We start from the raw sequence: 18,699 nt of genomic DNA, 5'->3' as shown, positions 1-18,699 counted from the left end.
GAAAGTTTCGGTATTTTCTTGATTCATTCTTAAAATTAGGACTCATCTTTATTTTTTACAAAAGTAGTTTGTCTACCTTCTAAAGCAACTTTATACTTGCAAAAGGTTGCTTTTTTTAGTAAGATTAAGAAAACGCTTACAAAAACAGAGTGAAAATCTCTCCTTGTGAAGAAAAAGTTTTTTAAAAATTTATTTCACAAAGTGTGGGTTTCAAAACCCCCTATCAAAGGAATTTGAAAAAAGATTCACAAAGTTAGAAAAAATCTTTGTGAAAATTGCTTGGAAGTGTTTACAAAAAGCTCAAAATAGGGTAGAATAATATTGTGAAAAAATTAACAAAAGAAAGATTGGGTAAAAAGTTTGAATGTTTACTGAAAACATGAAAACGACTTTCTTTTGAACAATTCGGAGGAAACCATCAAATGGCTGATAAAAAATCACTTACCCCTGAAGAAAAGAAACTCGCCGCTGAAAAGCACGTTGACGAGTTGGTCCAAAAGGGCCTTGTTGCATTAGAAGAAATGCGTAAATTAACGCAAGAGCAAGTGGACTATATCGTTGCAAAAGCATCTGTAGCAGCTCTTGATGCCCACGGAGAATTGGCCCTTCATGCATATGAAGAAACCGGTCGTGGTGTCTTTGAAGATAAGGCAACTAAGAACTTGTTTGCCTGCGAACACGTGGTCAACAACATGCGTCATACGAAAACAGTTGGCATCATCGATGACGATGATGTGACAGGCTTGACCTTGATTGCAGAACCAGTCGGCGTGATCTGTGGGATCACTCCAACCACTAACCCAACTTCTACAGCGATCTTCAAAGCCTTGATCTCATTGAAGACTCGTAACCCAATCATCTTTGCCTTCCACCCATCTGCTCAAGAATCTTCTGCTCATGCAGCTCAAATTGTACGGGATGCAGCGATCAAAGCAGGAGCACCTGAAAACTGTGTGCAATGGATTACCCAACCATCTATGGAAGCAACCAGTGCGCTGATGAACCACGAAGGAATTGCGACTATCCTTGCGACTGGTGGGAATGCCATGGTGAAAGCTGCCTATTCTTGCGGGAAACCAGCTCTTGGGGTAGGTGCCGGAAACGTACCTGCTTATGTTGAAAAAACAGCTAACATCCGCCAAGCAGCCCACGATATCGTCATGTCTAAGTCATTTGACAACGGAATGGTTTGTGCATCTGAACAAGCGGTCATCATCGATAAAGAAATCTACGATGAGTTTGTAGAAGAATTCAAATCTTACCACACTTACTTTGTCAACAAAAAAGAAAAAGCCCTCCTTGAAGAGTTCTGCTTCGGTGTCAAAGCCAACAGTAAGAACTGTGCGGGTGCGAAATTGAATGCGGACATCGTTGGGAAACCAGCAGCATGGATCGCTGAACAAGCTGGCTTCTCTGTCCCAGAAGGAACCAATATCCTTGCTGCAGAAGTGAAGGAAGTTGGTCCAAAAGAACCATTGACTCGTGAAAAATTGTCTCCAGTCATCGCTGTTTTGAAAGCAGACAGCCGTGAAGATGGAATTGACAAAGCTCGTCAAATGGTTGAATTCAACGGTCTGGGTCACTCTGCTGCCATCCATACTGCAGATGCTGATCTGGCTAAAGAATTTGGGAAAGCAGTCAAAGCCATCCGTGTGATTTGGAACTCTCCTTCTACTTTTGGTGGTATCGGGGACGTATACAATGCCTTCTTGCCATCATTGACTCTTGGTTGTGGTTCATATGGACACAACTCAGTTGGTGATAACGTAAGCGCAGTAAACCTCTTGAATATCAAAAAAGTCGGACGCCGGAGAAATAACATGCAATGGATGAAACTTCCTTCGAAGACATACTTCGAACGTGGATCAATTGAATACTTACAAAAATGTCGTGATGTAGAACGTGTCATGATCGTGACAGACCATGCGATGGTAGAACTTGGTTTCTTGGATCGCATTATTGAACAATTAGACCTTCGTCGCAACAAGGTAGTTTACCAAATCTTTGCGGACGTTGAACCAGATCCAGATATCACAACTGTTGAACGTGGTACCGATATCATGCGGACCTTCAAGCCAGATACGATCATTGCTCTTGGTGGTGGTTCTCCAATGGATGCGGCCAAAGTTATGTGGCTCTTCTATGAACAGCCAGAAGTGGACTTCCACGATTTGGTTCAAAAATTCATGGATATCCGTAAACGTGCCTTCAAATTCCCATTGCTTGGTAAGAAGACAAAATTCATCGCCATCCCAACAACATCTGGTACTGGATCAGAAGTTACTCCATTTGCCGTTATCTCTGATAAAGCCAATAACCGCAAATACCCAATCGCTGACTACTCATTGACACCAACAGTGGCGATTGTGGACCCATCTCTTGTCTTGACTGTTCCAGGATCGGTTGCAGCAGACACTGGTATGGACGTCTTGACCCACGCGACAGAAGCTTACGTCTCTCAAATGGCTAGCGACTTTACAGATGGTCTTGCCCTTCAAGCTATTAAACTGGTCTTTGAAAACTTGGAAGAATCTGTGAAAACAGCCAACTACGATGCTCGCGAAAAGATGCACAATGCCTCTACGATCGCAGGTATGGCCTTCGCCAATGCCTTCCTCGGTATTTCTCACTCCATGGCCCACAAGATTGGTGCGCAATTCCACACCATCCACGGACGGACCAATGCCATCTTGCTTCCATACGTGATCCGCTATAACGGTACACGCCCAGCCAAGACTGCGACATGGCCTAAGTACAACTACTACCGTGCAGATGAAAAATACCAAGACATCGCTCGTATGTTAGGACTTCCATGCTCTACACCAGAAGAAGCTGTTGAAGCTTACGCAAAAGCTGTATATGAACTTGGTGAACGCTGTGGTATCCAAATGAACTTCAAGGCACAAGGAATCAATGAAAAAGAATGGAAGAAACATTCTCGTGAATTGGCCTTCCTCGCTTATGAAGATCAATGTTCACCAGCTAACCCACGTCTTCCAATGGTAGACCATATGCAAGAAATTATCGAAGATGCTTACTATGGTTACAAGGAACGTCCAGGACGTCGTAAATAAGACGCCAAGGAACAACTGATGTTTATCAGCCCCCTCACTCGAAAGAGTGAGGGTTTTTTTGCTTTGAGTTCGCAATTCCCTTGATTTTATGATAGGGTATAAGAAAAGAACTAGAACAAAGAAGGTAAAGATGAGAAAAAAGATTATAGGAATCATTTTAGTGATCGTCGTCATTCTGGGTGTAGGGGTGATCTGGCTGAAGAACCACCATCGAACAGCCCAAGGTTTGACCCATGAAGAGGAGAGCATTTTTAAACATTCTTTCCATCTATTGGAAGAACAAACGGCATTGTACGTGAAGGAAAATTTCACAGGTGTTAGGAAAATTGAATTTTCTCCGATTATCTTTGACGGAGGTTTGAAGTCTGGGGATCCTTTACGAGTGAATGTGGTTCCGGTTGTCTATGACGGGCATGGAAATAAAGCTTATCTAGGGCAAGATGCAAAAGGAGAGCCCATGCTCCGCTATGGCTTCCACCAGGGAGTTGAATTTGATTTTGGAATGAATCATAAAGAGGTCATCTTCTTAGATAATTCAAAAACAGGAGAAGCAATTGACGTTTCAAATGAAGAGAAACTACCAGACGATGCGAAGATGAGTGAGGATGAAGGAATTGATACGAGTATAAAGGTCCTTACGGATGCTGGGCAGTTAGTTGGAGTGAATAAAAATAAAAGTGGTAGTCCAGAAGCGAAGGTTGTTTACAATTTAGAGATCCAAAAAGGGGATTATAGTAAATGGCGCTAAAAAAGTTGAGTTTTCCTGTTTTTTTTTAGGAGCACAGGACTCAAATTTAATTTTTTTCATCAAGCGCTGGTTTTTTCACTATTTTTTGAAATTTTTATAGCATTACGAGCTAATTTATGTTACCCTATAGTGTGTGAATTTGCTTCTACTGATGAGGCAAGGAAGTTTAGGATCTGTGGACCATAAAATGAACCAAGAAAGGAGGCTGTCTCAAATGGAGTTAGAAGATGGAGTACAAGGGATGCAAGACCAGGCGCAGAAAATTATTGAGATGCCACAAAGGGATCAACAAGCACCTAGATCAGAAAATCCATCATCTGCCTCGGTTGTTTCTCTGCATGGGCAGGGGATACCTGAGGATGCGTCCAGTATTCCTAGCCTCCATCAGCAACTAGCGAGTGCGTCTGGGACCCAGACCATTCAATTGCGAGAGGAATTGGTACTGGCAGTAGCGCAAAATGCTTCCGCGCAAGCGACGGTCTTTGAGGCCGAGCTCAAAGATCAGCTAGAAGTGGCCAAGGAGACGGTTTCCCATAAGGTTGCTGAGGTGTCGCAAATGGCCCACAGTATGGCCCAATTTTTAACAGATGCAGAAGTGGAGCAACTATTAGGAGAGTTCTCCATGGATACTTGCTGGGACCAAGCGGTCGAGGCGGAAAACCTGGCTCAAGCGAAGGCCTATTCCACACGCTTGTCAGATCTGGCAGGCCAACTGGAAGCTGCATCAGCCCAATTGGTGGACTTGGACAAGGGACAAGCAGCAGCTTTTGATTTTTCATAAGTAGGAGAAAAAGATGTTAGAAATCCTGGGAGAGGATAGAGAACGCATTGAGGAGCTCCATCGAGAGATTAAAAAGGAGCAAGAGCGGATTGCGATTCGGAGTTTGATTGCAACGCAAAAAGCCTTGATGATGTTAGAAGGGATGAGTTTGCAGGTGACTTTGAGCGGTCAATCCGAAAAGATGCGCACTTTTGCCACAATGACTCTAGTTAGTGATTTGAAAGATGGATTTACAGGAGGAGCAGCGGACGCGGCAGAAACCGCACTGAAATCAGTGAAAAAGCCGATTTTCATGAGTCCGATTAAAGGAGGTATGTGATGTACCATTCAGGAAATAGTGAATTAGAACAACTAGAAGATCGACATCACCGCTTCAACCAGAAACTTAGCGAGTTGGAGTGGGATTATGCGGATATGCGTATGGATGTCCGCCAACATACAGAAAATTTAGTAGACTGGCTGAGTGCCCTGCATTTTCAAGCCCCCAGTGCGGAAGCTCAAAGTGGCTTGGAGCGTTTATTTGCCTTGCAAGAAGAGTTTGAGGCAGAACTCAAGCGTTATGAAGAGCGCTTAGAAGAAGAGCGTGAGCGCGAGCAGCAAGAATACTATAAGCAGCGCCAACAATTAGAACAAGGTGATTGAAACATTCCTCTGGTATAGATAAGAGGAATGTTTTTGTTTGCTCAAAAAAACTTTTAAAAATGTGCTCATAAAATATTGTAAGCGTTTACTTGATATGTTATAATATTCACAAAGTAACAAACAGAACATGGTTTATCAAACCAACAAAGAAAAGGAGTCGCTTATGAAAGCTGCAACCTATGTATCTGCAGGCAATCTGCAACTAATCGACCAACCAAAACCAGGAATCAAAAACCCAACGGATGCGATTGTACGTGTCTTAAAAACAACCATCTGTGGGACAGACCTTCACATCCTAGGAGGAGATGTTCCGGCTTGTAAAGAAGGCACGATTTTAGGTCACGAAGGAATTGGAATTGTTGAAGAAGTCGGTGATGCAGTTACCAACTTCAAGGTGGGGGACAAGGTTATCATCTCTTGTGTCACAGCTTGTAATACCTGCTATTACTGTAAGCGTAGCCTACCTTCTCACTGTGAAGATGGTGGCTGGATTTTGGGTCACTTGATCAACGGAACCCAAGCAGAATATGTCCATATTCCACATGCGGATGGCAGTCTTTATCATGCGCCTGAAACTGTGGATGACGAAGCCTTGGTCATGCTCTCAGACATTCTCCCAACGTCTTATGAAATTGGGGTGCTTCCATCTCATGTGAAACCAGGGGACAATGTCTGTATCGTTGGAGCTGGTCCGATCGGCCTTGCGGCTCTCTTGACCGTTCAGTTCTTCTCACCTGCTACGATTATCATGGTGGACTTGTCTGAATCTCGTCTTGAAGCAGCTAAGAAATTTGGGGCAACTCACACCATCTGCTCCAGTGATATCGCTGAAATCAAGGCCTTTATCAATGATGTGACGGATGGTCGTGGGGTTGATATTTCTATGGAATGTGTGGGTTATCCTGCTACCTTTGATGTCTGCCAAAACGTCATCTCTGTCGGTGGTCACATCGCCAATGTCGGCGTCCACGGAAAACCAGTTAGCTTCAATTTGGATGATTTGTGGATCAAGAACATTACCCTTAACACTGGTCTTGTTAATGCTAATACCACTGAAATGTTGCTCAATGTCTTGAAATCAGGCAAGATCGATGCAACCAAACTCATCACCCACCACTTCAAACTCTCAGAAGTTGAAAAAGCCTATGATGTCTTTAAACACGCGGGTGAAAACCATGCACTCAAGGTGATTATCGAAAATGACATCAGTGAATAAGGTGGGAGTTACTCTTTGTTCATAGTTTTTTTAGTAGGGCTGGGAGGTAACTTCTAGCCCTTTTTCAGAGGATTAAGAGATGAGAGATATAAAAAGTGAAATTGGGAAAAAACTAAGACGATTAAGAGAAGAAAAGGGGTTGACGAGAGAAGTACTTTGTAACGATGAAAGTGAATTAACAGTTCGTCAGTTAGTACGTATTGAAAAGGGGGAGTCTTTGCCTAGCTTAAAAAAATTAGAATATATTGCGAATATGCTGGGTATTCCAGTATCGAATATTGTAGATCATGATAAAGCGGTGTTACCTCGTAGATATCTAGAGTTGAAATTTCTAGTTACTCATTTTATGACATATGGGGACGAAGAACGGATAAGACTAAAGGAATCCTATTTTGATGAGATTTACGAATCGTATTTTGAAGATTTACCAGAAGAGGAACAAGTTGCTATTGAAGCTGTAGATGCAGCGTTAAATGTTTTTTCAACTGAGAAAGCTGAATATGGAGAAAATTTGATTGAGGAATATTTTGGGCAATTGATGACTAAAAAAGAATTTTCTCAAAATGATCTATTAATCATCAAATTATTTTTGTTCAAATGTCTCGCGAGAGCCAAGGATAAAAGAGATGCCATGGTTTTAGTTGATAAAATGATTGCTTCCAAAGATTCATCTGATAAAACGAGCCTATATTTAATAACCAGAAATTTGATAGCGATGACTTCTATCTTATATCAAGATGAAGATTATGAGCAGTTGGGTCCATATATAAATGAATTGGATAAATTAGTCCAAGAAACTCAATATTTTCAACAACAGCCGGGTATAGATATGATGAAAGGAACCTATGCATTCTACGTGGAAAAAGATATAGAAAAAGCAAAAGTATTTTATCACCAAGCGATGGTTTGTGCTCATTCATTTGGCGAATTTGATCTTGAAAATAAAATAAAAAAAGAAATGGAAAAACATATAAAAATAAAATGGACATGACATTTATGTCATGTCCATTTTATTTTTAAAGTGATACTATTACTATCGAAAGCGAATAAAGGAGGATAAGCCAGATGTTGGGAGTAATTGTAACTGTACTATCTTTAGTATTTTTAGTTGATTAAAAATACTAATTTAACAATTAAGTAGAGAAGGTGATGATATGAAAAATATTAAAAAAATGATACTTCTTTCGATTATAGGATTCTCCTTAATAGGATCTTTTGTATCTCCGGTTAGTGCCAATGCTATAAAGCCCATTGAAGCAACAATTTCACGGGACCGTGGTGTTTGTGGAGATATGAATAAAAACAGTTCAACCTATAAGCGCTATTGTCTCAAAGATGGTAATGCTTCAGCTCATTTGACTCAACGACAAATAGATTGTATTTGGTCTTTGTTTGGAGTTGCTGTGTCCCCAGCTGGTGGGTGGATATCTGTAATTAGAGAACTTGGTAACGTAGCGTACAAGTGCTATAATGTATGATTAAAAGGAAATAGTTTATAAGATTACGTTAAAATAATCCTCCTTTGTTTGTTATTATTAATATGGTTCGTGAAATGAATTTTAAGAAATTTAGTAAATTAATGCTAGGTATTATTCTTCTATGCCAGTTAAATGCTTGTGTTTTATCATCAGGATTGGCTGATAAAGAAAATTTACAATTAACAAAAGTTGAAATCGATAAAGATTATGAATTAAAAATGAAAAGATTATATCGCTCTATAGTAACAAATTATACAAAAGTAAGTGCTGGAAATATCATAGATAGAAATTTAAAAAATAACAGTTTTGTATATATAGGCAGAGAATCTTGTCCATTTTGTAGAGAGTTTGTGCCAATGTTAAATGAGCTTTTATTAAAGTCAAATAACAAAGTCTACTATTTAGATACTGAGTCAGATTCAAAAAATCCTAGAATACAGGAGTTTTATCAAAAATTTAGTATAGATGGAGTACCTGCTTTGTTATATTTTAAAAAAGATGGGGCATACGAAATATTACATGAAGATGATGTTTTATCTGAGTGGATTAATAAAATGATAGAAAATTAATATCATATATAAATTGATAAATTTCGCTTCATATTGCTTGTAAATAACCTATTATAGTCTTATAATATAAGTGCAGGAAACGATTACATAATAGAAAGGTGTGATCTTATGAAACGGTTTCGTTATCATCATGAATTCTGGATGGACTTCCATTTCTGGCTCTTGGTCTTGCTTTTAGCAGCTGTAGCTTTGATGATGCAGGCTCCGCTTTCGGTAGTTAGCCTAGCTTATCTTGCTTTTGTTGGGATTTTGATTCTTCTGCAGGTCTTTCAACCGCCTGTATCGACACGTCAGTACCCAGAAGGTAGCTACCATTTCAATTGGAACTTCTACCGGGATACCCGACTGTATATCGATCTCTTTTTATTAGCACGTCTCTTGGCAGGGCCAATTGTTTCGTCAGATGTGCTCTATTGGATCTTGCTTGGTGCCGTCGTCGGCTCTATTGGCTTTGTGCTTGTCGTAAAGGAAAAAGCGACTCAAAAGATGGCTTAGATAGATGAGATGGTTTCAGCATCATAGAGTAAAAATATTTCTTTAGAAGAATCAACAAAGCAAGAAGGATGAGGTAAAACTCATCCTTCTTGCTTTTTAAATAGGGAGACCATATTAAGATTTTCGGGAACGTTGATTAGAAAGCTTTTTGTTTTCCCAATAGCGATTAAACACCGTCTCTTTTTCATCTCGATTTTTACTGAGGAAATGGGCGTAGATCAGGTCGACTACAATCAGCAAAGGAAGGACCGCTGAGATGCGATCAATATAGGTATTGCTAGGAAGAGGAGCAGCAGGCACTACTTCAGTAAAATCATGGTGGACACAAGCAGGGTTAGCCGTTACAAGGACAGTTTTTGCACCGTTTTCCTTGGCTTTCACTAAACTATCTGTAATAGCGTTTGTCTTACCCGATAAGGAAAATCCAAGGACCAAGCAGGAGGAATCGAGAATACTGGTGGTCCAGGTAAATCCGTCCTGATCGGTCACGACTTCCCCTGCCACACCGAGTCGCATGAGGCGAACTTTCATCTCCCGGGCTACCAAGCTGGAACTTCCGATCCCGAAGTAGTAGACCCGGTCTGCCTGATCGATTAAGTCTGCCACATGTTCCAATTGGGGGTCTTTGACGAAGTTTTCAGTAACGTTACTGACATGGTGGTAGCGTTGCAAGACGCTGAGAGTGAGTTCATCATGCTCTTCCTCGTGCTGTTGCTCTTTCGCTTCTTCGTTAAAATGGTATACAAATTCCCGATAGCCAGTAAACCCGCATTTTTGGGAAAAACGGGTCAAAGCGGCTTTTGAGACATGTAGCAATTTGGTCACGCGAGACGAGGATAGGGAATGCTGTCGTGCTTCGGATGATAGAAAATAGCGGGCAATGTCGCGTTCCATATCTGTCAATTCCGTTTCATGGCTAGCGATAATCATGCGTAAATCTTGATCTTGTTTCACAGCAGTCCTCCTTTCTCGCGAAATGAAATAACAGGACACTCCTATAATATATTACACATTATAACATGGGGAGACCATTTTATTCAAGTAAAAGCAAGTAAAAACTATTGAAACTAGTAACAGGATTTAAAGGGAAAATGAATGAATCTAAAAGTAGTCCCAAGAGTAAATTTACTTTCAGAATGAGAAGGCCAAAAAGTGGATAGGTTAAATAGCAGTTATAAGAAATAAATAAGGAAGTAAATGAATGGCGGGAGATAAGCCTCTCTCAATAGTTGATAATAAAGAACTTGTAAAAATTAACGGAAAATATTTGTATATGAAATCAAATAGGTATACAATAAAAATATAGGAAATTTAAGATGTTTTTGAAAGTACTTTCTAAGTATAGCAAAAGTATTGAAAATACATATTTAAAGTATTATGATTAATGGTGTAAGAGCTTACAATTCAAAAAAGAAGCAGGTGATTAAATCATGGAAGAGTTACGGCATAAGCTGATTGTATCGTGTCAAGCTCTACCAGACGAACCATTGCATAGTGATTTTATTATGGCTCGTATGGCAGTGGCTGCCAAGGAAGGAGGAGCATCTGGAATTCGTGCCAATTCGGTTGTTGATATTGCAGCAATTCAAAAAGCGGTGGATTTACCGATCATTGGGATCATCAAACGAGATTACCAAGATGCAGATGTTTATATCACGGCAACTATGAAAGAGGTAGATGAACTCATGACGGTTCGTCCGGATATCATTGCGATAGATGCCACAACTTCTACACGACCAAATGGCGAAAGCTTGAAAGAATTTTTCCAAAAAGCAAAGGAAAAATACCCGGATCAATTATGGATGGCAGATTGTTCCACCATTGATGAAATGTTGACGGCTGACCAATTAGGTTTTGATTTTATTGGAACGACCTTGGTGGGCTACACCAAGCAAAGTCAGGGCAATAAAATCGAATCAAATGACTTTGAAATTATTCGCAAGGCCCTGAGTAAACTATCTCATCCATTAATTGCAGAAGGCAACATCGATACCCCTGATAAAGTCCGTAGGGTCTTGGAGCTAGGTGCCTATAGTGTTGTCGTAGGATCTGCTATTACACGTCCACAACTAATTACAAAAAAATTTGTAGAAGCAACAAAATAAAGAAAGAGGTCTCCAAATGACAAATGCAAATTTGAAAAAATATGAAGGTGTTATTCCAGCGTTTTATGCTTGCTATGATGAAAATGGTGAAGTGAGTCCAGAAAGAGTCCGTGCCTTGACGCAATACCATATTGACAAAGGGGTACAAGGGGTCTATGTCAACGGTTCTTCTGGAGAATGTATTTATCTTAGCGTGGAAGATCGCAAGTTGATTTTAGAGAATGTGATGGCGGTTGCGAAAGGAAAACTAACCGTTATTGCCCATGTCGCATGTAACAATACCAAAGATAGCGTTGAACTTGCTAAGCATGCTGAAAGCTTGGGAGTAGATGCTATTGCAGCGATCCCACCTATTTACTTCCGTCTTCCTGCCTATTCGATTGCTCGCTATTGGAATGACATGAGCAAGGCTGCACCAAATACAGATTTTATCATTTATAATATTCCGCAACTGTCTGGTACCACCCTCACGCGCGATCTTTATGCTGAAATGCGCAAGAATCCACGGGTGATCGGGGTGAAAAATTCATCTATGCCAACACAAGATATTCAAATGTTTGTAGCTGATGGAGGAGATGACCATATTGTCTTTAATGGACCAGATGAACAGTTCATTAGTGGTCGTGTTATTGGCGCAAAAGCTGGAATTGGTGGTACTTACGGGGTGATGCCTGATTTGTTCTTGAAATTAAATGAATTGATCAAAGAATCCGATTTTGAAACAGCTAAAGAATTGCAATATGCGATCAATGATGTCATTTATAAGATGGTCAGTGGACGAGCAAATCTTTATGCAGTGATCAAAGAAATTCTCCGTTTAAATGAAAAATTAGATCTTGGCTCTGTAAGAGCCCCACTCGAACCCTTGCATGAAGAAGATCTGGCGATTGCAAAAGAAGCAGCTGACTTAATCAATAAGGCAAGAGAACGCTTCTTGTAATCAGCGTTTAGAGCTTCATAGGGGCAGGAACGATTCCGATGTGTGGACGGGTTGAAGAGGTTTTCTAAATCTTTTCAATCTTCCTGCTCCTAAAAAGTAGTGCTTTGAGCGATTGACCACTGCGTCAATCCGGTTTTTTTCAAGTATCGTTTTAGAGGTTGGACTGTTACCTGGCCTTCTGAAGTACTTGTTGGATGGAGAAAGTAATATGGGAAATTCTGGTTTTACAACAATTGATTTAATTGTTTTGATTGTCTATCTATTGGCAGTATTGATTGCAGGACTTCTATTTTCCAAAAAGGAAATGCAAGGAAAAGAGTTCTTCAAAGGAGATGGTACCGTCCCTTGGTACGTTACCTCGGTGTCTATTTTTGCGACCATGCTAAGCCCGATCTCTTTCATGGGATTACCGGGAAATTCTTATGCTGGGACTTGGATTTTATGGTTTGCTCAATTAGGGCTCATCATTGCAGTGCCTTTGTCTATTAAGTATATCTTGCCTATCTTTGCAAGAATGGACATTGATACCGCCTATGATTATCTAGAACGAAGATTTGATTCTCGACCTCTTCGTGTCATTTCAGCCTTGCTATTTATCATCTACCAAATTGGACGGATGTCCATTATCATGTACTTGCCTTCCGCTAGCTTAGCGATTTTAACAGGCATTGATGTCAACATCTTGATTATCTTGATGGGAATTGTGGCGATCATCTACTCCTACACTGGAGGAATCAAGTCTGTATTGTGGACGGATTTTATTCAGGGTGCGGTTTTGATCGTTGGTGTCATCATCTCATTGGTTGTATTGGTTGGCAATTTGCATGGTGGATTTGGTTCGATTTTCCATGAATTAGCTCATGGTAAATTCATTGCCCCAACTGAGAAATTATTTGACCCGAATTTGTTGTCCGGATCTGTATTCTTGATTCTCATGGGATCTGGTTTAACCATCTTGTCTTCTTATGCATCTTCTCAAGACTTAGTTCAACGCTTTACGACCACTCAAAATATTAAAAAATTGAATAAAATGATGTTTACCAATGGTGTACTTTCCCTTGGGACAGCAACTGTATTTTATTTGATTGGTACAGGTCTTTACGTTTATTACAAGGTTCAAAATCCAGGAGCTTTTGGTAGCGATATTCCTCAGGACCAAATCTTCACTTATTTCATTGCTTATCAATTGCCTGTTGGGATTACAGGAATTATCTTAGCAGCTATTTATGCTGCAGCTCAATCAACCTTATCTACAGGTTTGAATTCTGTAGCGACTTCCTGGACCTTGGATATTCAAGATGTTATCTCTAAAGATATGACGGACGCTACACGTACGAAGATTGCACGTTATATTTCCTTGGGAGTAGGTATTTTCTCAATTGTTGTGTCGATCGTGATGGCTCATTCAGATATCAAATCAGCCTATGAATGGTTTAATAGCTTTATGGGATTGGTATTAGGAATCTTAGGCGGTATCTTTGTTCTTGGATTCGCTTCTAAAAAAGCCAACAAGTATGGTGCCTATACTGCCTTGGTTGTTTCTAGTATCGTGATGATTGTAATTAAATACGTGCTTCCTGCAACAGCAGTAAACTATTGGGCTTATTCATTCATTTCAATTTTTGTATCATTAGTATCTGGATATGTTGTTTCACTATTGACTCAAAAAGGTAGTGCAGCTCCTAAATATACCACGATCTATGATATTCCTGAAATCCATGCGGATAGTAGCTGGGCAAAACGTCAATAAAGCGATGCATCAGCTATTGAAGATAGGGAAACAGGTCCCTATCTTCAATGGGCAAGAGCAATTAGAAGCTTAGTTAGAATTTGGAAAGGAGTTCCAATATGGAATTAGTACAGTATAAAGATGCAGCGATTGCACGAGACATTCAACACCCTGCACTCAAGAAAGTGGTAGACTATTTAAAAACACATGATGTCAGTCAAGAGGAAAAGGGGACGCATACAGTCTCTGATGATTTCTTTTACAATGTGATTGAAATGGAAACAACGGATGAAGAGCACCGTGTGTGGGAAAGCCACCGAGCTTATTATGACGTTCATGTCCTATTTGAAGGAAAAGAACGAATCTCATATAATTTTTTGTCCAATATGAAGGTGGAAGATTATGTGAAAGAAGAGGATTGGCAACAAATGTCTGGTACTTCCCTGTTTGATATTCATTTTACCCCTGGTAGCATTTTGTTATTAGATCCAAATGATGCGCACAAGACAGGTTTGAAAGTGGATCAGGCACAAGGTATTCGCAAGGTCGTTTTTAAAGTGCGCTTATAGCCTGCGTGGTTCATTCTTTTCATTCTAAGCGGGAGAAATAGAACAATTTTTGAGGGAAGGGTTCTTGTCATCTGGCCACTGATTTCTCTCATTGAGTGGTCTAAATGGCTCGATAGAGCCTTTCAGAGGACGGATGTTCCCATGAATTGTTAGTGGAGGTTGGAGACTATTCCCAGCCTCTTTCCCCGTTTTTAGAAGATCTTGCCAGAGTGGAGGAGAAATGGTTACATTAGAAAAAAGTATACAACCTATTATTGAGTCGGTCTATGAAAGCTTAACGGATTTAGAGAAGAAAATAGCCGACTATTTTTTATCTGATCAGGTTATGCAAGACGACTTGTCTGCACAATCAGTAGCGAAACGATTGTATGTTTCCCTCTCTTCTTTGACAAGATTTGCTAAAAAGTGTGGGTTTACAGGCTACCGGCAATTTGTCTATGAATTTGAGGGATCCAATCAGGAGATTCAAAATGTTAGTCGCCACATTACAAAAAGTGTCTTATCTGATTATGGAGAGTTGCTAAATAAGACATTTTCCTTGATTGATGAAGAACAGTTCTTGCGTGTCAGCCGGATGTTAGACAAGGCGAAACGGGTCTATATATACGGTATGGGGAGTTCCGGCCTTGTGGCGCGTGAAATGGAATTTCGTTTCATGAGGTTGGGAATGATTTGTAAGGCGATTACAGATGACCACATGATCCGAGTCAATGAGGTCATGCTGGATGAGGAATGTCTGGTGATCGGGATTTCATTATCAGGTGAGACCAAAGAAATTCTAGATGCTGTCTATCAGGCGAAACAAAGAGGCTCTAGGACGGTCTTGATAACATCCAAAACAAGTGCGTTTTTAAAAGAGCGGTGTGAGGAGCTGGTATCTGTGGCCGTAAAGGAAAGTTTGCCTCAAGGTACGCTGATCTCTCCACAATTTCCAGTCTTAGTCGTAGTGGATATTTTTTATGCCTATTATGTGGATTTGGATAGAGAAAAAAGAAATCATATCTTTACCAACACACTTTCGGCTCTCAATATGCATAAGAAGGAGGATGAACAATGAATATTTTAGGAATCGACATTGGAGGTACATCTATTAAAGCGGATGTATACGACGAAGATGGGACTGCTTTGGGACATTTTTCAGAACAGAGCACCAAGATATGCCATGAGAACCAAACCAATGGGATACTGGAGCAAATTTGCGACCTGATTGCCAGCTATCAATCTAGTCTTGATTTAGACGGGGTTGCGATTTCGACAGCAGGTGTGGTCGACAGCCAATCAGGGAAAATTGTATATGCAGGTTATACCATTCCTTCTTATAGTGGAACTGATTTTTCCAGCGAGATTCAGAAACGATTTTCCATTCCCGTCACAGTAGAAAATGATGTCAATTGCGCCTTGTTAGGAGAAATGTGGAAAGGTGCAGCCAGAAATAGCCATTCTACTGTTATGATTACGGTTGGGACCGGTATCGGTGGTGGTATTTTCACCAATGAACAAATCTTGTCCGGGCATAATTTCACAGCAGGCGAAATCGGATATTTACCGATTGGGAATGCTGATTGGCAATCCTTAGCGTCTGCGTCAGCACTTGTTCAGATGTATGAGGAAGCATCTGGCTTACACCATCAAACTGGTAAAACGTTTTTTGAGGCGGTGGATAAGGGTGATCCAGTTGCTTTGAGAGTCTTAGAAACATACGTTCATCATCTGGCACAAGGATTGGTCACTCTTTCTTATATCTTAAATCCAGAGAAAATGATTTTAGGAGGTGGCATCTTTGCTCGCTCAGATGTTTTGCTGCCTCTGTTGCAAAATGAGTTGTATCATGCAGTTCAGGACCAACGATTCTTACCGCGAGAAATTGTAACGGCTACATTAGGAAATGAAGCAGGAAGATTGGGAGCAGTAGCCAAATTTTTAATGGATCAGGGGAAAAACTTGTCTTAAAAAACGGTCGTTTTAGGAGCGATCGATCCCTAATTTCCCGAACAAAACTATGTAAAATATGGTATAATCTAAGGTAATTATACTGTTGTTTAAAGAATGATAGTTGAATAAGGAGGTGTGACGATGTCGAATGCAACACTCGAAATGATGCAAGAGATCGAACAGGCTGCTCAAGGAGTGATCGCTACTTATGAAGAGCAAGTCGAGCAAGTCCGGACGGATTCGCGTGATCGCCTTGCAACAGTGGCGCAGCATTACGATGAGGAAACCAAGCAATTGGTCGCTGAGGCTGAAACCAATGCCCAAGAAAAACTTGTCGCTTTAGCCAAAGACCTAGACGAAACGGTCGCGAGAAATGACGCCAAGGTGCAGCAAGCGATGACCGACAAGAGAGCCGGTTTAGTCGAAGCCATTGTAGAAAAGGTGGTAGCAAGCTATGGCCATTAGTCAGATGCAAAAACTGTCCCTCATCTTGCCCAAAGATGACTTGGACAGCCTACTACTAGCCTTGCAAGCCCAAGCAAACGTTCAGATTTATGATCTGAGTGAAAACGAAGAGTGGCAGGCAGCCTTTGAGGCGTCTGCCTTGTCTCAACCCTTGACAGAAGACAATCGTCAAGCCTTGGTAGAGTTGCAAAAACGCCAAGAACAAGTTGAAAAAATGATTCAAACTCTGGAAGCTTACATGCCTGAGAAAAAGGCCATGCAAGCTCTCAAGGAAGAACCCTTAAGTTTGTCTTTTGATGATCTGCAGGCCCACGGGATGATTCGAGATGAGGATCTTCTATTGACCAAGTTGAAACGCCAATTGCGCGTGTTAGACAAGGCTCGCCAGAAGATTGCAGATGCAAAGGGAGAGATCGAGCGCTTAGAAAAATGGCGACCCTTAGAGGTGACACCAGCCTCCCTTGCTACCTTTCACTATGTGCATGGCTTGATCGGGACCATTCCTAATAGCGATACAGACGCTGTTCGTTCTTCCTTAAAAGCTCATCCTGAGCTGGAACTAGAAGAAGTCTTTACGTCTGAGACGGAACACGGCTATGTCATCCTGTATCGTTCGGGAGACCGTATGGCTGTTCAAGAGCTCTTAGAAGAGCATGGGTTCAAAGAATTGGACTATGAAGAAGAGCAACTTCCAGCCGCCTACTTGGATCGCCTCGAAGGGGAAATCAAAGAGCAGGAAGCTGTGGTTGCAGCAACGCTAGCAGAGTTGCAAAACTCCCAGAAGGAGTTGGATCAGCTCAAGTATCAGATGGATTACTTGTTGAGCTTGGGAGCTCGTGAGGAAGCCAAGTCACTGCTAGCCAGCACGCAAAGTTTGGTAGCCTTAGAGGGTTGGATCGAAACAGCCCAAGTGGCCTTATTACGAGATTTCTTGCGGCAAGGTTTTGGTTCTCGGGTCCTACTAGAGACGCGCGATGTGACGGAAAAAGATTGGGATGACGTACCGATCCAGTTGCGCAATAGTTCCTTGGTAGAGCCCTTTGAATTAGTCACAGAGATGTACGCCCTGCCTAAGTATTACGAGAAAGATCCGACACCGATCGTTTCGCTCTTCTACTTTGTTTTCTTTGGCATGATGGTCGCAGATATCGGTTATGGACTCTTGCTAACGGTAGCGACAGGGTTTGCCCTTAAAGCCTTCAAGCTCAAGCCTGGTACAGCCAAGAACCTTCGTTTCTTCAGTCTCCTTGGGATTTCTGTTGCCCTTTGGGGAGTGGTCTATGGCTCTTTCTTTGGATTTGAGATGCCTTTTGCCCTGATCAGTACGACCAGCAATGCTATGACCATCCTGATCCTCTCAGTGGTCTTTGGTTTTATCACCGTCTTAGTGGGCCTCTTCCTAGGAGGCATGAAAAATGTCCGCCTCAAAGACTACACCGAAGCGTACAATTCAGGCTTTGCTTGGGTTTTGATCCTGCTTGGCTTAATGCTGCTAGCGGTGGGTAATATCTTGCCTGGGATGGCGCTTCTGGTGCCGATTGGCAAGTGGCTAGCGATTTTGAATGCGATAGGGATCTTGATTGTTTCCATCGTCAGTACTAAGAAGCTGTCCGGTTTAGCGTCTGGTCTCTTTAACCTTTACAATGTCAGTGGCTATGTCGGAGACTTGGTCAGCTTCACCCGTTTGATGGCTTTGGGCTTGTCTGGTGCCAGTATCGGTTCAGCCTTTAACCTCATTGTCAATCTCTTTCCACCGCTTGGACGGTTTACGGTAGGGTTTCTGCTCTTTATCGTCCTTCATGCTATTAATATGTTCCTGTCCTTCTTGTCAGGGTACGTGCATGGAGCTCGTTTGATCTTTGTGGAATTCTTCGGCAAGTTCTACGAAGGAGGAGGAAAGCCATTTCGCCCTCTTAAACCTTCTGAACGTTATATTAAAACAAAAAAATAAGTATT

General features: G+C 41.2%; 19 protein-coding genes. 18 read left to right on the top strand and 1 reads right to left on the bottom strand.

What is annotated here, in order from left to right; genetic code table 11:
- Positions 1-422: 422 nt before the first annotated feature.
- The 10 genes from adhE (at position 423) to JX304_RS08305 (ending at position 9,003) form a co-directional block, all read left to right on the top strand.
- Positions 423-3,074, top strand: coding sequence for a bifunctional acetaldehyde-CoA/alcohol dehydrogenase (gene adhE, locus JX304_RS08350; protein WP_205012051.1), 2,652 nt, complete (start codon positions 423-425; stop codon positions 3,072-3,074).
- Positions 3,075-3,204: 130 nt separating this feature from the next.
- Positions 3,205-3,822 carry a hypothetical protein gene (locus JX304_RS08345; RefSeq protein WP_205012050.1) on the top strand — a complete coding sequence of 206 codons (618 nt, stop codon included), beginning with the start codon at positions 3,205-3,207 and terminating at the stop codon, positions 3,820-3,822.
- A gap of 214 nt (positions 3,823-4,036) precedes the next feature.
- Positions 4,037-4,603: a hypothetical protein gene (locus JX304_RS08340; RefSeq protein WP_205012049.1), complete on the top strand. Its 567-nt coding sequence runs from the start codon at positions 4,037-4,039 to the stop codon at positions 4,601-4,603.
- A 13-nt stretch (positions 4,604-4,616) separates the two neighbouring features.
- Positions 4,617-4,922, top strand: coding sequence for a hypothetical protein (locus JX304_RS08335; RefSeq protein ID WP_205012048.1), 306 nt, complete (start codon positions 4,617-4,619; stop codon positions 4,920-4,922).
- On the top strand, positions 4,922-5,245 hold the full coding sequence (locus JX304_RS08330; RefSeq protein WP_003002347.1) for a hypothetical protein: 324 nt from the start codon (positions 4,922-4,924) through the stop codon (positions 5,243-5,245). Before JX304_RS08335 ends, JX304_RS08330 begins: the two co-directional genes overlap by 1 nt.
- Before the next feature lie 163 nt (positions 5,246-5,408).
- A complete protein-coding gene (locus JX304_RS08325) occupies positions 5,409-6,461 on the top strand; it encodes a zinc-dependent alcohol dehydrogenase family protein (RefSeq protein WP_205012047.1) in 1,053 nt (350 codons plus the stop codon).
- 79 nt (positions 6,462-6,540) lie between these two features.
- On the top strand, positions 6,541-7,452 hold the full coding sequence (locus JX304_RS08320; protein ID WP_205012046.1) for a helix-turn-helix domain-containing protein: 912 nt from the start codon (positions 6,541-6,543) through the stop codon (positions 7,450-7,452).
- 163 nt (positions 7,453-7,615) lie between these two features.
- Entirely contained in the window at positions 7,616-7,939 is a 324-nt protein-coding gene (locus tag JX304_RS08315; protein WP_205012045.1) for a hypothetical protein, read from the top strand.
- Positions 7,940-8,013: 74 nt separating this feature from the next.
- Complete coding sequence (locus tag JX304_RS08310; protein WP_205012044.1) at positions 8,014-8,508, top strand: hypothetical protein; 495 nt, start codon at positions 8,014-8,016, stop codon at positions 8,506-8,508.
- Between the two features lie 108 nt (positions 8,509-8,616).
- Positions 8,617-9,003: an ABC transporter permease gene (locus JX304_RS08305; RefSeq protein ID WP_205012043.1), complete on the top strand. Its 387-nt coding sequence runs from the start codon at positions 8,617-8,619 to the stop codon at positions 9,001-9,003.
- A gap of 114 nt (positions 9,004-9,117) precedes the next feature.
- Here JX304_RS08305 and JX304_RS08300 read toward each other — a convergent pair whose 3' ends face one another.
- Positions 9,118-9,957, bottom strand: a complete 840-nt coding sequence (locus JX304_RS08300; protein ID WP_239649425.1) for a MurR/RpiR family transcriptional regulator — start codon at positions 9,955-9,957, stop codon at positions 9,118-9,120.
- Between the two features lie 476 nt (positions 9,958-10,433).
- Here JX304_RS08300 and JX304_RS08295 point away from each other — a divergent pair, with 476 nt between their 5' ends.
- The 8 genes from JX304_RS08295 to JX304_RS08260 all read left to right on the top strand — a co-directional run bounded on the left by JX304_RS08295 (position 10,434) and on the right by JX304_RS08260 (position 18,694).
- Entirely contained in the window at positions 10,434-11,108 is a 675-nt protein-coding gene (locus tag JX304_RS08295) for an N-acetylmannosamine-6-phosphate 2-epimerase (protein WP_205012042.1), read from the top strand.
- 16 nt (positions 11,109-11,124) lie between these two features.
- Complete coding sequence (locus JX304_RS08290) at positions 11,125-12,048, top strand: dihydrodipicolinate synthase family protein (protein WP_205012041.1); 924 nt, start codon at positions 11,125-11,127, stop codon at positions 12,046-12,048.
- Between the two features lie 208 nt (positions 12,049-12,256).
- Positions 12,257-13,798 carry a sodium:solute symporter gene (locus JX304_RS08285; RefSeq protein WP_187539543.1) on the top strand — a complete coding sequence of 514 codons (1,542 nt, stop codon included), beginning with the start codon at positions 12,257-12,259 and terminating at the stop codon, positions 13,796-13,798.
- Positions 13,799-13,896: 98 nt separating this feature from the next.
- The gene (locus tag JX304_RS08280) at positions 13,897-14,346 is read left to right on the top strand and encodes a YhcH/YjgK/YiaL family protein (protein WP_200772128.1); all 450 of its coding nucleotides are present in this window, start codon (positions 13,897-13,899) and stop codon (positions 14,344-14,346) included.
- 220 nt (positions 14,347-14,566) lie between these two features.
- Positions 14,567-15,403: a MurR/RpiR family transcriptional regulator gene (locus JX304_RS08275; RefSeq protein ID WP_200772129.1), complete on the top strand. Its 837-nt coding sequence runs from the start codon at positions 14,567-14,569 to the stop codon at positions 15,401-15,403.
- Positions 15,400-16,296 (top strand): ROK family protein, encoded by an 897-nt coding sequence (locus JX304_RS08270; RefSeq protein ID WP_205012040.1) that lies wholly within the window; start codon positions 15,400-15,402, stop codon positions 16,294-16,296. Before JX304_RS08275 ends, JX304_RS08270 begins: the two co-directional genes overlap by 4 nt.
- 123 nt (positions 16,297-16,419) lie before the next feature.
- Positions 16,420-16,743 carry a hypothetical protein gene (locus JX304_RS08265; RefSeq protein WP_200772131.1) on the top strand — a complete coding sequence of 108 codons (324 nt, stop codon included), beginning with the start codon at positions 16,420-16,422 and terminating at the stop codon, positions 16,741-16,743.
- Positions 16,733-18,694, top strand: a complete 1,962-nt coding sequence (locus JX304_RS08260; protein ID WP_205012039.1) for a V-type ATP synthase subunit I — start codon at positions 16,733-16,735, stop codon at positions 18,692-18,694. The genes JX304_RS08265 and JX304_RS08260 overlap by 11 nt, the downstream gene beginning before the upstream one ends.
- The last annotated feature ends 5 nt before the right edge of the window (positions 18,695-18,699 follow it).

Source organism: Streptococcus parasanguinis, from assembly GCF_901875555.1.
GTDB lineage: Bacteria > Bacillota > Bacilli > Lactobacillales > Streptococcaceae > Streptococcus > Streptococcus parasanguinis_H.
The sequence above is the reverse complement of the archived record's forward strand: the minus strand, read 5'-3'. Positions and strand labels throughout refer to the sequence as shown.

Bases quoted from the DNA above. Each gene is read 5' to 3' on its own strand.
- JX304_RS08295 (WP_205012042.1), top strand. From the start codon at position 10,434: ATGGAAGAGTTACGGCATAAGCTGATTGTATCGTGTCAAGCTCTACCA.
- JX304_RS08290 (WP_205012041.1), top strand. From the start codon at position 11,125: ATGACAAATGCAAATTTGAAAAAATATGAAGGTGTTATTCCAGCGTTT.
- JX304_RS08325 (WP_205012047.1), top strand. From the start codon at position 5,409: ATGAAAGCTGCAACCTATGTATCTGCAGGCAATCTGCAACTAATCGAC.
- JX304_RS08260 (WP_205012039.1), top strand. From the start codon at position 16,733: ATGGCCATTAGTCAGATGCAAAAACTGTCCCTCATCTTGCCCAAAGAT.
- JX304_RS08270 (WP_205012040.1), top strand. From the start codon at position 15,400: ATGAATATTTTAGGAATCGACATTGGAGGTACATCTATTAAAGCGGAT.
- JX304_RS08280 (WP_200772128.1), top strand. From the start codon at position 13,897: ATGGAATTAGTACAGTATAAAGATGCAGCGATTGCACGAGACATTCAA.
- JX304_RS08305 (WP_205012043.1), top strand. From the start codon at position 8,617: ATGAAACGGTTTCGTTATCATCATGAATTCTGGATGGACTTCCATTTC.
- JX304_RS08320 (WP_205012046.1), top strand. From the start codon at position 6,541: ATGAGAGATATAAAAAGTGAAATTGGGAAAAAACTAAGACGATTAAGA.
- JX304_RS08330 (WP_003002347.1), top strand. From the start codon at position 4,922: ATGTACCATTCAGGAAATAGTGAATTAGAACAACTAGAAGATCGACAT.
- JX304_RS08285 (WP_187539543.1), top strand. From the start codon at position 12,257: ATGGGAAATTCTGGTTTTACAACAATTGATTTAATTGTTTTGATTGTC.
- JX304_RS08345 (WP_205012050.1), top strand. From the start codon at position 3,205: ATGAGAAAAAAGATTATAGGAATCATTTTAGTGATCGTCGTCATTCTG.
- JX304_RS08265 (WP_200772131.1), top strand. From the start codon at position 16,420: ATGTCGAATGCAACACTCGAAATGATGCAAGAGATCGAACAGGCTGCT.
- JX304_RS08340 (WP_205012049.1), top strand. From the start codon at position 4,037: ATGGAGTTAGAAGATGGAGTACAAGGGATGCAAGACCAGGCGCAGAAA.
- JX304_RS08275 (WP_200772129.1), top strand. From the start codon at position 14,567: ATGGTTACATTAGAAAAAAGTATACAACCTATTATTGAGTCGGTCTAT.
- JX304_RS08310 (WP_205012044.1), top strand. From the start codon at position 8,014: ATGAATTTTAAGAAATTTAGTAAATTAATGCTAGGTATTATTCTTCTA.
- JX304_RS08315 (WP_205012045.1), top strand. From the start codon at position 7,616: ATGAAAAATATTAAAAAAATGATACTTCTTTCGATTATAGGATTCTCC.
- JX304_RS08335 (WP_205012048.1), top strand. From the start codon at position 4,617: ATGTTAGAAATCCTGGGAGAGGATAGAGAACGCATTGAGGAGCTCCAT.
- adhE (WP_205012051.1), top strand. From the start codon at position 423: ATGGCTGATAAAAAATCACTTACCCCTGAAGAAAAGAAACTCGCCGCT.